General features: G+C 44.2%; 12 protein-coding genes. 5 read left to right on the top strand and 7 right to left on the bottom strand.

Features of this window, described 5'->3' with window-relative positions; genetic code table 11:
- The first annotated feature begins 66 nt into the window (after nt 1-66).
- Genes GQE98_RS17335 through GQE98_RS17325 form a run of 3 tightly spaced genes read left to right on the top strand, consistent with a single transcriptional unit; the run spans nt 67 to nt 3,340 of the window.
- Nucleotides 67-1,311, top strand: a complete 1,245-nt coding sequence (locus tag GQE98_RS17335; RefSeq protein WP_161317105.1) for a polysaccharide biosynthesis/export family protein — start codon at nt 67-69, stop codon at nt 1,309-1,311.
- A gap of 59 nt (nt 1,312-1,370) precedes the next feature.
- Nucleotides 1,371-2,303: an XrtA system polysaccharide deacetylase gene (locus GQE98_RS17330; protein ID WP_202526369.1), complete on the top strand. Its 933-nt coding sequence runs from the start codon at nt 1,371-1,373 to the stop codon at nt 2,301-2,303.
- Entirely contained in the window at nt 2,300-3,340 is a 1,041-nt protein-coding gene (locus GQE98_RS17325; RefSeq protein WP_161317103.1) for a hypothetical protein, read from the top strand. The genes GQE98_RS17330 and GQE98_RS17325 overlap by 4 nt, the downstream gene beginning before the upstream one ends.
- An 84-nt stretch (nt 3,341-3,424) precedes the next feature.
- On the opposite strand, the gene galE is transcribed toward GQE98_RS17325, so the two are convergent.
- Complete coding sequence (galE, locus tag GQE98_RS17320; RefSeq protein WP_161317100.1) at nt 3,425-4,414, bottom strand: UDP-glucose 4-epimerase GalE; 990 nt, start codon at nt 4,412-4,414, stop codon at nt 3,425-3,427.
- A gap of 614 nt (nt 4,415-5,028) precedes the next feature.
- Between galE and GQE98_RS17315 the strand changes: the two genes are divergently transcribed.
- Together GQE98_RS17315 and GQE98_RS17310 are read left to right on the top strand one after the other, a co-directional pair.
- Entirely contained in the window at nt 5,029-5,904 is an 876-nt protein-coding gene (locus GQE98_RS17315) for a glycosyltransferase family 4 protein (protein WP_161317098.1), read from the top strand.
- A 46-nt stretch (nt 5,905-5,950) separates the two neighbouring features.
- Nucleotides 5,951-7,390 (top strand): oligosaccharide flippase family protein, encoded by a 1,440-nt coding sequence (locus tag GQE98_RS17310; protein WP_161317096.1) that lies wholly within the window; start codon nt 5,951-5,953, stop codon nt 7,388-7,390.
- A gap of 328 nt (nt 7,391-7,718) precedes the next feature.
- Here GQE98_RS17310 and GQE98_RS17305 read toward each other — a convergent pair whose 3' ends face one another.
- The 6 genes from GQE98_RS17305 to GQE98_RS17280 form a co-directional block, all read right to left on the bottom strand.
- Nucleotides 7,719-8,711 (bottom strand): glycosyltransferase family 2 protein, encoded by a 993-nt coding sequence (locus tag GQE98_RS17305; RefSeq protein WP_161317094.1) that lies wholly within the window; start codon nt 8,709-8,711, stop codon nt 7,719-7,721.
- A complete protein-coding gene (locus GQE98_RS17300) occupies nt 8,711-9,451 on the bottom strand; it encodes a class I SAM-dependent methyltransferase (RefSeq protein ID WP_161317093.1) in 741 nt (246 codons plus the stop codon). The genes GQE98_RS17305 and GQE98_RS17300 overlap by 1 nt, the downstream gene beginning before the upstream one ends.
- A complete protein-coding gene (locus GQE98_RS17295; protein WP_161317091.1) occupies nt 9,441-10,520 on the bottom strand; it encodes a hypothetical protein in 1,080 nt (359 codons plus the stop codon). The genes GQE98_RS17300 and GQE98_RS17295 overlap by 11 nt, the downstream gene beginning before the upstream one ends.
- On the bottom strand, nt 10,513-11,706 hold the full coding sequence (locus tag GQE98_RS17290) for a glycosyltransferase family 4 protein (protein WP_161317089.1): 1,194 nt from the start codon (nt 11,704-11,706) through the stop codon (nt 10,513-10,515). Before GQE98_RS17290 ends, GQE98_RS17295 begins: the two co-directional genes overlap by 8 nt.
- Nucleotides 11,703-12,575 carry a polysaccharide deacetylase family protein gene (locus GQE98_RS17285; RefSeq protein WP_161317087.1) on the bottom strand — a complete coding sequence of 291 codons (873 nt, stop codon included), beginning with the start codon at nt 12,573-12,575 and terminating at the stop codon, nt 11,703-11,705. Before GQE98_RS17285 ends, GQE98_RS17290 begins: the two co-directional genes overlap by 4 nt.
- A gap of 219 nt (nt 12,576-12,794) precedes the next feature.
- Nucleotides 12,795-14,183 carry an exopolysaccharide biosynthesis polyprenyl glycosylphosphotransferase gene (locus GQE98_RS17280; protein ID WP_161317085.1) on the bottom strand — a complete coding sequence of 463 codons (1,389 nt, stop codon included), beginning with the start codon at nt 14,181-14,183 and terminating at the stop codon, nt 12,795-12,797.
- Between the last annotated feature and the right edge of the window lie 337 nt (nt 14,184-14,520).

Genomic DNA, 14,520 nt, shown 5'->3' with positions numbered 1-14,520 from the left:
CGATAATCGGGTGTTACGGTTTGGCCTTGGCTAAACCTCAATATTATCGCTAGTCTTGGGAAGTAAATGGTCGGCGAGTTGACATATAAAACGCGTTTCTTGGGTAGTAAAATACTCTTACTTTTCGTATTGATTTTCACGGCATTAATCTCTGGGCCGCTTATGGCGGAGGAATATCGTCTGGATTCTGGGGATGTGTTAGACATCAATTTGCTTGAACGCAGTGATATGTCGGGTGACGTTAAAGTTGGAATTGACGGTACCATATCCCTTCCGGGTGTCGGTATTGTGATGGCGCGCGGGAAAACACTCCGTGAACTGGAAAATTCTGTCCGAGAACTTATCGCTAACACGATAGTGCAGCCATCACTAGCTATACAAATTCTTGAGTATCGTCCCTTTTTCGTACTTGGCGAAGTTGTTGAAGCGGGACAATACCCGTTTATTTCTAAATTAAATGTATTGAAAGCGGTGTCTCTTGCGAAGGGTTTCAGGCGTAACAACCAGGACGGTGACCCACTAACAAGACAATTATCCAATATAAGGGCGAAGCAGGCACTTAGGAATAATATTGTTTCTCTGGCATCTGCCCGGGTTCGTTTGGCAAGACTACTGGCAGAGGAAGCCGGCGAAGAAACGTTCAATTTCGAGGCTCGCAGTGAAATGCTTGCTAATTTTCCTGACCTTGAAAAGATGCTCATAGAGGAGCGTGAACTGTTCGCGAAGCGAAGAGATGCCTATGAAGCCCAGGTGGCACAGGTCAATGCCACAATTTCGGCTGGTAAACTGGAAGTTGAGAGTTATAAGAAAAGGAGTGCTTCTCAGGACACCCTTAGCGAACATATCCAAAAGGAAATTACAGAGGTACGAGAGTTAAGAATAAAAGGTCTCGTTCCTATTGAGAGGTTAAACAGACTTATTCGAGAACAATTAGAGATAAGGGGGCGAGTTTTGGATACAATGAGTTTGTTACGGCAATCTCAAGTCGCTCTCAGTTTGTCGGAAGAAAAGTTAATAGACTTAACCTTTGGGCATAAAGCACAAATTGCACAAGATATTCGCAGTTTGAATGAGCAAATCGCAATTCTTGAAGCGTCCATTGATGGGGAAATTGCCATTGTGGATAACACAGATGATGGGCAGTTGCGTTCAAGTGAGCCAGATAATATCGGATATGATTTCTCGATTTACCGTGATGGCATATTGCTGGATGAGGAGATTAACTTTAATACGCCGGTTCTGCCCGGCGACACATTGATCGTTATTCGAAAATCCTCTCGATCAGATACAGTGCAATTATATAACGATTAGAAACAAGTAAAAGAAATCCTTGGAATGTAGATGATTGGCCTCTAAGACATGGGTGAGGGATGGTTCAAGCAAGCAAATATCGGGAACCACAATATTTGACAAGACGAGATGATAATAATCGTATTATCAATGTGATGAGTGTTGATGTTGAAGAATATTATCATGCTCACTCTTTGGAACAACAATTTCCCAGAGACATTTGGAACTCGTTAGAAGGACGAGCTGAGCGTTCTACCAATCGTTTGCTGGATATGTTCGACGAATTCAAAATTAAGAGCACCTTCTTCGTGCTAGGCACGGTTGCTGAGCGGTTTCCCAGTCTTATTCGCGAAATGGTCCAGCGTGGCCATGAGGTGGCCAGTCATGGCCTGGATCACCATCGGGCGTATGATCAAGAGCCAAAGGTTTTTCATGCAGACATATCAACAGCCAAGTCTATCCTGGAAGACACCATAGGAATTGAGGTAATGGGCTATAGAGCGGCAAGCTTCTCTATAGGGCCTGCAAATTGGTGGGCATATGATGTGCTGGAGGAGGTTGGATATAAATATAGTTCGAGTTTGTGTAATGGACGTTTTGATCGTTCGGATATTGCGATACCCGCATCTCCATTCATTCCGGCACGTGGAAATCTAGTCGAGATTCCTGTTACTACCGTTCCTGTTTTTAACCGGCAGTTTCCAACAGGCGGGGGATCGTTTCGCTTGTTGCCTTATTCGATATTTAAAAATAGCCTTGGTAAAGCAGTGAATAGTAAAGGAGCTAAACCGCTCATATTTTATTGCCATCCATGGGAAATCGACCCATCACAACCGGTAGCGAAGGTGAATCTGAAAACTCGCTGGCGTCATTATGGAAACCTCGGTCGAATGGAGAAGAAACTGGCTCGAGCGCTCAGTGATTTTTCATGGGGACGAATGAAGGATGTATTTGAGGACGTCATCAATGTAACTTCAAATAATGCTGTTTCGGATAGAATGAGAGAGAAGTGATTAGATTTCTATATAGTTCTATAAATCAGCTGGGCCGTTTATCTGTAAAACAGATTTTAACATCAATTTTGCTTTTTGTGTTCTCAGCCACTCAAGCTCCAGCTATGGATTTTGTAATAGCGGGCGCACCTCGTTCCATCGTAGTTGATAGGAATTATGAGGCACTATTTAATTTGATGCGTTCTAATCACATTGTCGGGTTTTTCCCTACCTTTCAGTATCAGGAAATACCAGAACCTAAATCATTTGGCTTTGAATCCGATTTTCTAGCGCCTTGTTCATCAAACGATGCATCATTCAAGGCGCTTCGCAATGCAGATATCAAACTTGTAGTCCCAGGTGAGCTTTTGTATCCGGACGCGTCTATTTTGCCTTTGCGTAACGATCGCAACGATCCATTGAGACAACTGATTGCCTGTGTTGGGCGAGACAATATATATGCTGTGACAAATTACGATGAAGCGGCATATCATGGCCGACCTCTGGTCGATGTGCAACGTCTGTATCAACAGGTAAAGGAAGTAAGTGCAGATATTCCAGTTTTAATGGTGCATGGACCATTGGTGATGGATATGGCGCAGTTTTCGACGTCAACAAAACGAGCAAGATATCTCGATAACGTTGTAAGCTTTAGTCAGTATGCCGATGTTGTCGGTTTTGATGTATATCCAATCCCCGGTATAATAGCGAAACTGGCAACACCATTGAGTGATGGAGAGATAGTTGCCTCCGAAAATACGGTGGATGGGTACCTTCAATGGATGTCAGAAAATTTGCCGGATAAAAGAAAACTTATGGTATTTCAGGGGTTTGCATATTCTGACATGTATGAGTTCGAATTTCTGAAATCGACTGTACCATTAGCGCTTAGAAAAATCGTCCGGCCGCCAAATAGCAAAGAACTCGAAGACATGGTTACTGCGGCCAATCAACATGGAGTTGAAATGATAGTCTGGTGGGGGCAGGCAGCACTTCGAGACGCGTCGCTGGCTCCCTGGCCTGACATTCTGAAGCTGGCACGTCAGTTTGCCGACTGATATTGCGCCGAGCTATAGGGTTTTGTCGGTTTGCAATGGTATATTCTGCGCTGGTAAGAGCGCGAAAAGTATGTTTGATATCTTTTAAGTAAGGCCTGATTTTTTCAGATGTTTTTCCCAATCCAAGGCGTGTTGGGTTATGACTCTAAGGTCATCAAATTTAGGTTGCCAATCTAGAGTTTTAAGTATTTTTGCGTTTGCTGCAATCAACGCCGCTGCATCACCAGTGCGCCGATCGGAAAACTTTACGTCAAACTCACAGTTTGAAATTTCCTTAACAGTATTTATTATTTCAAGCACTGAGTGTCCGTGGCCATATCCGCAGTTTAATATTTCACTTGGTTTGCCATTTCTTAGATAGCGTAGGGTAGCGGAATGCGCCGAAACAAGATCTGAAACATGTATGTAATCCCGCACTCCGGTCCCGTCAGGGGTATCATAATCGGAGCCGTATACCTCCATGTGTGAGCGTAGGCCCAGACTGGCTTGGCAAGCGACTTTAATCAAATGGGTTGCGTTTAGATTGGATTGGCCTGTTCGCCCATTAGGGTCCGCCCCGGCGACATTGAAGTAACGCAAAGCCACATATCGGAAGTCGTGAGCATTGGATGCATCCTGAAGGATTCTTTCAATCATCAATTTTGAAGATCCATAGGGAGAGATCGGCTGCAGAGGGGTTTCTTCGGTTGCTATATGATTGTCAGGCATACCATATACCGCTGCAGTAGAGGAGAAGACGAAATGCTTTACTCCACCCTCTATTGCGGACGCTATTAAGGAGCATGATTTCAAAGTGTTGTTTTTATAGTATCCAAGCGGATCTTGAACAGATTCCGGAACAACAGAAGAGCCCGCAAAATGAATTACGGCGTCTATTCTATGATTTTCGATTATTCTGGAAATCAAGGCTTCGTCGGCTATATCTCCCTTTACGAATAAGGCTGCCGGCGGAATAGCCCAATCAAAGCCCGTCGAGAGATTATCCAGCACGACAACGCTTTCGCCCTCATCCAGCAGTTGATAAACCATATGACTGCCGATATAGCCTGCGCCGCCTGTAAGCAGGACACTCATTTAGCATCCCCTGATAGTATTATTGAATTGTGTAAAAAAGGTATGGAATATTCCTTTTTTTGCAATTGTTACCTTATACTTACTCATTTTAATCAACACATAATGTTAATACAATGTATAATTAACAACGCTAAGTTATATTCTATAGTCGCGCACCTTTAGTGCTTGTGCCAGTTTTACTTGACGGAAACTTCACAATCATTCCCTGAATTGCCTGCCTTGCGAAGTATTGTAACTATAGGTAAAGTTGATTCTTTTATATCGGAGCGTTTGTTCGGTGCTCGTAAACTTGAATATGATAAGAAATTTCTTTTCCACGGCGGTATTCAATGTATCGAATGTGCAGAGTGGACGGTAAACGGTGAGATCGCACGTGACTATTTGGTCGAACAAAATATTCGGGAGCGCCAATGCGTGTTCTATTCATTCTACCCCATCCAATTGAGGGGCCGTCTAGTCGATTTAGAGTTTATCAGTATATTCCGTACTTAAGGGAGCGCGGAATACAGTGCGATATTCGGCCCTTTGTATCGTCTAAACAGGTTCATACGCTTTATGCTACTGGCAGAATAAGTGCGAAAGTTGCGCTTACTTTACGCGGCTTAGCGGCGCGGATGGTAGATATCATTAAGGCTTCAAATTATGATGCGATATTCATCCTTCGTGAGGCGTTTGCGCTTGGGCCTCCCTTTGTGGAACTGGCATTGCAAAAATTTTGTGGTCGAATGATCTTTGATTTTGATGATGCAATCTACACGAAGTCACTTGCATACAGAAACCCGATAGATCGCCTTCGGGACTTCAGGAAAACAGCCAAGATTATTGGATCCGCAGACACGATTATCGCGGGAAGCTCTTATCTCGCCAGATATGCGACGGAGCATTGTCGATCGGATGCACGCGTTGAAGTGTTGCCAACCGTCGTAGATCACAATTTATATCATCCAAGACGTAAAGACGATAACGGGTATATAACTCTAGGATGGATAGGCACGCCGAGAGGGTCTCATTATGTAGCGGACTTAATGCCGGTGTTTAAGCGGCTCTGCACACGCTTTAAGCAACTTCGCATGGTTTTTGTTGGGGTTGAGCCTTTTGATACACAAAACCTGCCTATCGAAATACGAGACTGGTCTCTGGCGCGAGAAACTAAGGATATTTCGGAATTTGATATTGGTATAATGCCACTAACAGATGATGAGGAAACACGGGGGAAATGTGGCTTTAAACTCATACAGTATATGAGTTGTGCTGTCGCGCTTGTTGCCAGTCCCGTCGGGGCAAATAACGAAATAGTTCAAGACGGTAAGACTGGGTTTCTTGCTGATACCCAGTCGCAATGGGAAAGTCGAATTGCGATGCTCATTGAGGATGATTTGCTACGCAAAAGAATGGCCGATTGTGGCCGTAAAAGAGCAATAGAACACTACTCGCTTGAGGTGACAGCCCCAGTGTTGTTTAAGATATTGACGGAGACAGCAAAAAGATGACCTTCGCGGCGAGGCAGCACCTATCGATAAAAATAGCCACTTGGTCATGAATTCATCCAAAACAGTAGGGGGAAGGATCCAGGTTGCACGCGCCAGTGCGGTTTACCTTGGCTCGCAACTAGGGGCGCGGGCGCTTAACTTTTTGTTTTTCATCATGCTTGCCCGAAACCTGCCCACCGCTGAATTCGGTATACTAAACTTCGCCCTAACAGTTGTGGTGTTCCTTGATATCATTATAGATTTAGGGCTTTCGCGATATGCAATGCGAGAGATATCGAAATACCCTGAAAAGACAAGTTGGTTCATTGGTATTCTTCTTCCATTTAAATTATTAGCGGCAACTTGCACCTACGCATTTGTGGTCTATGCCATCTTAATGTGGGGCGATTTTGATGACGATGGCATCGTTTTCCTGATCGTTTTTCTGGCGGTGTTTTTTACTGCGCCATCGATGTTTTTTGAAAATATCATGCAGGCGCACCAGAAATTTTCTCTAATTTCATTTGCGCATGTGGCGCTCAGCGTTGCACAAATTGTGAGCGGCGCACTTGTAATATTGGCGGATGGTTCGACATTTGCGATTGCGTTCGTTTTCTCAGTTTCTAATCTCTTTTATTGTATGCTGATGTTACGGGGTGTTTTACGGCTCGGTGTATTGCCATTCCCCCGAAGCAAACTGCAATCTTTCATTAAGTTGCTAAAGCCCGCCTTTCCTTACCTCTGCTCCGCATTGATCATTATGCTGGCGGTACGGGCGGAGTTTCTGTTGCTTGGGTATTTTGGTTCGGCTGAGGATCTCGCGATTTATGGCATGGGAACAAAAATTGTTGAGGCTTCTTTATTGCTGCCAATTGTATTTGGAACCGTGCTCGCACCACGTTTTTCAATTGCCCACGCACGGCCGCGTGAAGTCCTGACGACTTTATATGCATCTGGTATACAAGCCTTGCTGCTAATAGCAGTACCTTGTGCTACCCTGGCATATGGTCTTGCATCGACTGTCATATGGGTGCTGCCAGACCGGGATTTTGAACAGCTAGTTCCCTTATTGCAGTTGCTTTTTGTAGGTTATCCGGCGGCGTGTCTCTATCTGCTAAATACCTTCGTCCTGTTTGGCGCAATAAAACAGACCAAGCCCCTCATCTTACTAACCGCACTCGCGATCCTTCAAATTGCTATCAACATGGTTCTTCAAGGTAGTTTTGGCCTGTGGGGGGCTGCGTATAGTTTTCTCGCATTTATGGGGGTTGCGGCGGTGGCTTCAACTATTTTCACCATCAAGAATTTCGTGAATGCTGATCAAGTTGGGATGGCCTTGGTCGCTCCTGTTGTAGGTGCGCTGGTGATAGTTTTAATTTTTGTAATTGCGCCGTTAGAATCGGAGGCCGCCAAGCTTCCCTTTGCTCTTGGAGCTTACTTTGTCTCAATTGTCATTATCCGGCGGTTAATGCCGGAAAGGTATAGAACTCTTAATTTCGAGACATGACGGAAGAGATTTCTGCGTTTTTCAGATAGCTTGCCATAGCGCGAAAATGCATGCCCAAGACAGAGCGCAGACCGTAGTAATAAGCAGTATACTCACGCGCCAGCTAACAGGCTCTATGTCTTTCTGATGATTGCTGATGTCATGCAATGTACTCTCATTGGCAATCACGGGTTTGCTCTGAAATCGTGTTTTTTGTAAGCCACTGGTACTATGCACTATCTGCCCTCTCTTGACCCAAATGGTATGCGGGTTCATTTCTGATGCTTGTATATAGTCACGTGAGAGAGGGTTGCACGAAATTATTAATAAAACCTTAAATTAAGCAAAATCAGAGCGATCGATTAAGGCGAATTGAACGGATAGTTGTTGCAATGAATTGACTTGCCGTTTCCGATCGGAGTGTCGCAAGAGCCCTGCGTTTTCTAATACTGTCCCCGGCCTCTTTTAGAGCTGCGAATAGTCCTGAAAAAAATGCAGCTCGATGATCGCGAAGAGACCGCGGCTTTCCTACAATAAGGCTCATAAGGAGAGCAACCATTTGTGCTCCAAATGTACAGACCAAATAAACAGGGATTAACACTGCGGGCACATTTTTCAGGATAACTCTATAAGTATTGCGGGTTGTAAGCCGAACAGAAAATGCTGAAGCCTTGCCGCCGGAAGAAGCGCTACCCATATGATAAACAATAGCGCCTGGCACAAAAATACATGAATATCCAGCCATTTGGGCTCTAAGGCCAAGATCGATATCTTCCATATAGGCAAAGAAATCCGTATCGAAGAGGCCAATTTTTTCTAACATTTCGCGGCGGTAAACGGAAGCTGCGGCACAGGCACTTTGAACTTCTGTTATTTCATGTACATTATTTAGACGCCCACTTCCGATTTTGAATGAAACTCCAAACGGATAATACCCATCACCAAGTGAATCTATTTTATCACGGCTTTTGAAATCCATAAGTTGCGATGCACAGAAGCCTGCGTCGGTGCGTGTATCCATGGCAGTAACGATCGTTTCAAGCCATGCTGGATGGGCCTCCGTATCATTATTCAATGCTGCAATATATACGCCACGGGAATTTTCGATTCCGGTGTTTATAGCTGCGGAAAACCCTAGATTCTCACAATGCCGTAATACCACTACTTCAGGATATTCATCCTCTAACAGGTGAATGGATTGATCGATGGAACCGTTATCGACGATATATACAATGAAATCTTGAAATGTCTGTTTTCGAAGGCTGTCTAAGCAGAGCCGTAACAGGTGTTCGCCATTCCAGTTCGGGATTATCACCGAAACGGTCTCAATTCTATTTGTCATTAGACATTCTTACCCTGTATCAGCACTGAATAATTGTTACTTGCTCTAAAGAACGTCCATAGTGCCCAGTGCAGGAAGCGTACGGATAATGCGCTGGCACCATGTGTCGGCTGGAAGGCAATAATTTTAAAACCGGCCTTGTTGAGAAATTCTTTGACGGACGCCGGATCATAGCGTCGGAACTGATCTCGTTTACCTAAAAGGCGCCAGATCCAATGTGTTCTAGAGTTAATAAAATCAAAATAAATATATCCGTCTGGCTTCAAGAAAGGGCGGAGTCTTAAAATCAGGCTGTTCATTTCAAGCGCTTCTTCGAAGAAAACGTCATGTATGATCATTAAGTCGAAACTGCTTTCCGGGAACTCTATTGCCTTGGCATCTCCTTGTTGGAAAGAAGTATTTTTGATGTAGCCTTCTTCTTGTAAAATTTGATGGATAGGGGCAAATTCAGGAGTGTAATCGAGTGATTGTATTTTCTGAAATTGCAGGGATTCAACAAACAGTTCTGTCGCAAAAGGGCCGCATCCGACATTCAGCACATCCAACCCATGGCCTTTTATGTATCTTTGCAGAACCGACGCAAGTGTTCTTAATCGTTGTGTTCCCGCAAAGAACGACCCAAATCTGGAAAATTTTTTAGGCAGTTGGTTTTGAAGAATTTCAGCATACTGTTCGACATAATCAAGATTGCAAAGACCCTTGCCATCACAATGCTTGATATCTACTTGTTCATACGACATCCATGTCCCCCCAGGAAAAGCTCCAGACGTGAGGTTCCATTGCTGTATGGCCAGCTGATGTTATTTCGCGGGCAACCATTCGGAATTGTTTGGGATTAAACCGTTGAGGTACTTTTATGAAACCGCATCGTACTAACGCATCCGAATAAGGACTGTTTGGATGCTGTTGATCCACAAGGATTGATATTTTACTCTCCTGAGCAACTTTTGCGGCTGCATTGATAAGTTGTTCTGAGATTGCGATTTCGTTTCCTGCTACAGATAGCTCACAGATCAAGCCAGCAAGGGTACCAAAGACTTGTCTTGGACTGACGACTATGTAGCCTAACAGCTGATTGGCTGACGACGCGGCCAGAATTTTATATTGGTAAATCGGATGTTGAGTATATCGCCAATTCAAATATCGGGAACCACGATCCAAGTGTAACTTTCCATCGCTCATGATGGTTGTATTTAGCTCATCAAATCGATCATCAAAATGATCTAGATCTTCTAAGGTAATATCTTTGCTTCGCCGCCAGGATCGCACAGATGAATATACTGAGGTCAATCGTGCGGCAGAAGTCTTTAGGAGTTGAGTAGGTAAACTGTCATCGTTTTCGCTGGAAAAGCGAAAGCAGGGCAGGGGTCTTACAAACATTTGAGGTTTAAACAAAATTTGATAACCAAAATGCTTGGAGGTTTGCAAACGAACGGAGCTGTCGTTTGGAAAGCTGACCGCGAAATCGGCACCGAGATCTTTAGTGCGCTGGGAATGCGCTTTTATAATTCGAAATGGGACGCGGCTCAAATTACTTGTGGTGTCTGGATCCACCATGAAATCGACCCCTTGGCATCCGAGCAAGGTCTGCGTTCCTATCTGCGCAGGCCTGAGGATTAACCCGGCAAAACCAACGACTACATCGTCATGTATGGAAACGACGCCGCTTCCCATACCAAATGGGCAGTCCTGGAAAAGCCATTTAAAGAATGATTCATCTGTATGTGAATGATCGGCACCCCACACTTTTGCTCTTAGCTTGAGTACAGCTTTATCATCTTCGCCGGGGCGGTAGGGACGTTCAGACATTGACAAACTCCCCGGTTGTACCTTCCAACAACTGCTGATAAAGCGCTTCAGTCCGCATCACCATTGCATCTTGAGTGAACTCAGTACAAAGGCGATTATAGCCAGCTTTGCCGAGTGTTCTACGGGCGTTAGGGTCGCTAAGTAAATCTGAAATATTCTTGGCTAATTTTACAGGGTCACGGGCAGGAACCAGATACCCGGTATCACCGTGCAAGATTAATTCGGAAATACCACCCACATCTGTCGCAACAATTGGTAATTGCGCAGCCATTGCCTCAAGCAGGGAAATGGGTAATCCTTCTGAAACTGAAGAAAGCACGAAAAGATCGGAGGCGCTTAGAATGGCCGGAATATCGCGCCTCTCCCCGCAGAAATGTATGAATTCCTCGATACCAAGCTGTCTGGTTTGTGCCATTAGAGTATCGCGCAGTTCACCGTCGCCGATGATGGCAAGCCGGGCGCTGGGGTGTTCTTTTAAAACTCGGCTAAAGGCATTAATGAGGGTATCAATGCCTTTAAACCATACCAGGCGCGCAACACAAACAATAATGACTCCTTCGGCATTACCAAGAATTTCGCGCCGAAATTCTGTTTCCTTTTTGGCGCTGGCTTTAAACTCCTGAAGCCGGATACCATTGGTAATAACATGAACACGGTTTCCCGGTGCGACTTTGGCCCGGATGATTTTGTTCGCGACCATTTGCGATACTGTAATTATCGCATCAAAGCCAAGTGCGCTGATAATTTTGTCATAGGCCCAGAAGACGGCCTTCTTCCAATATTGCGGTATAGCGATAAAGCCAAGATTATGAGCCGTATTAACAACAATAATATCCCGGGAAAAAGTGCCGACAATGGCACCCAGTAAAGCGGCTTTGGACATATGTGTGTGTAGAATATTGAATTGGCCATCTTTCAATATACGGCGTAGGTTTTTTAATGCTTTCAGGTCCGATTTTACACTGACTAGCCGTTTCATTTGTAATAGATGAACCTTAACGCCAGAATTTTCTATATCTGCTAGATGATCTGCATGAATACTGTCGGTGATAAGCGTAACGTCGATGTTGCGGCCAAAACCATCAAGCAATGTCATAATATGATCTGGGACACCGCCAATATCCATGCGCGTTACAAGCATGGCCAGGCGAATGGTATTATTAGCTGGAATTTCGTGCGTAATCATGTCGCCGTACTGTCTTTAGCTTGGCCGTGGCGGGCAAATAGACTGTTTATTCTGCGCATTGTATTTCGGTACTTTACGGTATCGCGGAATCCCAGCCAGTCATATACCCCCTTCAATTTCAAACAAAATAGGGCGTGGTGATCGCTCGCGGACACTTCGGTGCGCATTAATCTCAATTTTGAGGTGTCTTTCCAGTTTGCTCCGGAACGTGTTGAGAAGCCCAACGAGTATCCTGTTTTCTCCGCGGCCGCGGCAACGCGTTCATTTACATCACCACCCGGATAAGCCAGCGATTTACATGATATGTTGAACGTTTTCTCTATCATGTCGCGGGATGCCTCTAGTTCACGAGTAAGTTCCTTATTGCCGAGTGTTGTCAAATCTGGATGAGAACAAGTATGAGAGCCAATTTCATGACCTTCTGCAAGCCATTGGCGGATAGCTTTTTCATTCATGAGTTGGCCTAATTCTGGAGGGTCTCCCATTGGCCAAACGGAATTATTGCGCCCAATCATTTCTGACACCAAAAACACTACCGCCGTAAATCCATATTTCTTCAGTATCGGCGCCGCAATTTCAAGGTTATCGGCATAACCGTCATCGAACGTGATCAACACAGTCTTTGTATCCATGCGTTGTTGTCCCGTCAGCATTTCTTCAAATTCGGTTAACGTTATTGAACGGTAGCCTTGTTGAGCCAAATGGGCCAGTTGCCGTTCAAACGCTGACTTTTGAACAGTTATCTCGCGTGAAACCATTCCAAGCTGTGAGAAAGAAAAAGAATTAATTCGATGATAGAACAGGACCCTCAAACCATCTTTTTTTCTAGGAAGCAGGAGACCTACAGGCGCCAAGGCATACTTGAGCACTATTTTGATGCTCAGCCTCGTTCGGGATAGAAAGGTACTTAAAGTAATCATGTAATTCAGTTCAAAGCCAAGTGTTTATTAACATAAACTGTTGCACAGGGTTCCGGAATTTCGTCCTTAAATTCGTGACGCAGTATGACAATGGTTGCCATTGAAAATGTATATTATTCAATTGAAGAACCATTCTTAGAGACATTAAATTCTACCCATTTCTCTTTTCTAACGCGCCCCCTCTGCGAACAAAACGATGCGGATAGTTTGAGCAATAATTGCAAGATCAAGCCAAATAGACCAATGCTTGATGTAGTAAATATCTAGCTGGGTTTTACGCATAGTTTCTTCTATGTTGGCGCTGTATGGGAGATTGATTTGCGCCCAGCCTGTTAACCCTGGCCTGACACGATGGCGCAAGCTATATCCCGGAATTTGTGCTTCAATTTCACTCACCATCTCGGGGCGTTCAGGGCGGGGGCCAACCAAAGCCATGTCACCGCGAATGATGTTAATTAATTGTGGTAATTCATCGATACGCGTCATACGGATAAAGCGGCCAATCCGCGTTACTCGTGTGTCGCCAATTGTTGCCCAACGGGCTTTCCCATCAGCTTCGGCATCTTGAAGCATTGAGCGAAATTTCAGAACAACAAACACGCGATTTAATCTGCCGACACGCTTTTGACGATAGAAAATCGGGCCACCATCATCAAGTTTGATCGCGATCGCAACGCTGATCATAATTGGCAGGACAAAAATAAGCCCGCAAAGTGCAATGAGTGTTTCAACCCAGTATTTGACGCTGCGCGCTATTGGATCATGGCGAATATGAGCAACATTATACTCGGCTTCTTCGATCCCTGACCAACGCGCGCATTGTTCTATGACTGCGGACATAGGTACTAGTACCTCACGATTCCCTTTTAACTGAACCAGCTTGTTATTGGCGTTCAATATTTCAAATTCCTGAAATGGTAGATCGACAATAATTTGGTCGATATCGGGTCGCATGCTTAAATCGTGGAGAATACTTTTTAGGTAATCTTTATCTTCTACAGAATTGACCTGTTTGCTTTGTACGATGACGAATTCAGAAGGAACAGTTCTGGAAATCATTCCTGAAAAAACCGATAATTTTGGTTCTGATCCTACAAGTGCAATGCGGCGCTTTCTGGCGAATCTATTGTAATAAAAACAAATGGTAGGGCGTGCAGCTAGCAGAACCGCCAGCAGAACCACATGTATAATAAGGAATTCATGGGTAGATATATCACTATTGAGCAGTCTGGCCCCGGCAATAGGCCATCCAGCACAGAGCCAAATTAACAAACCTGCCGTCAGCCCGCTTTTCAGGAGTCTCGTGCCATGAATGTAGACACGCTGATAAAGACCCATAACAAATAAAAATGCCAAAATTACAACGCTATATATTACCGCAGGAAGAATTGGCATGATAGGAGTAAACAGGGTGTTGTTATTCTTATTCCAACTCTCGCTAATATTGAACGGTGCCGTGAAATTAGTGAGAATTCCAACGGCGGCCCCAAGAATAATCAAATCAACTAATAATAACGTTTGGGCTGTTTTCGGAACACTGATGCTTGCGATATTCATTCGGATCCCTCCCCAACGCGCGTAATATTATATTAGATTATTTTAATTATTTACGCGTTATAGTTAAAAAGTGCGCAATAAAAATCATTATGGTTAATAAATAGTTTCACGACTTTTCTCGAGAATAAGGCAATTGAAAGTACGCAGTCAATATACAACGTATGATAAAACAATAAAAATCTAATTTTTTGAGGGGAGGGAGCGATTGTTCAATAGTATTTACTATTATGTAGTAGACGAGAATAAGAACCTAATATTTCTACCGCCCTAGTTTTTCAGTAACAGGATGTAGAGGTCAATCTGGATATGGTTTGCTATAAGTTTTCTTAAGTCAAGA

It is taken from the genome of Sneathiella litorea, from assembly GCF_009882915.1.
Classification (GTDB): Bacteria; Pseudomonadota; Alphaproteobacteria; order Sneathiellales; family Sneathiellaceae; genus Sneathiella; species Sneathiella litorea.
The sequence above is the reverse complement of the archived record's forward strand: the minus strand, read 5'-3'. Positions and strand labels throughout refer to the sequence as shown.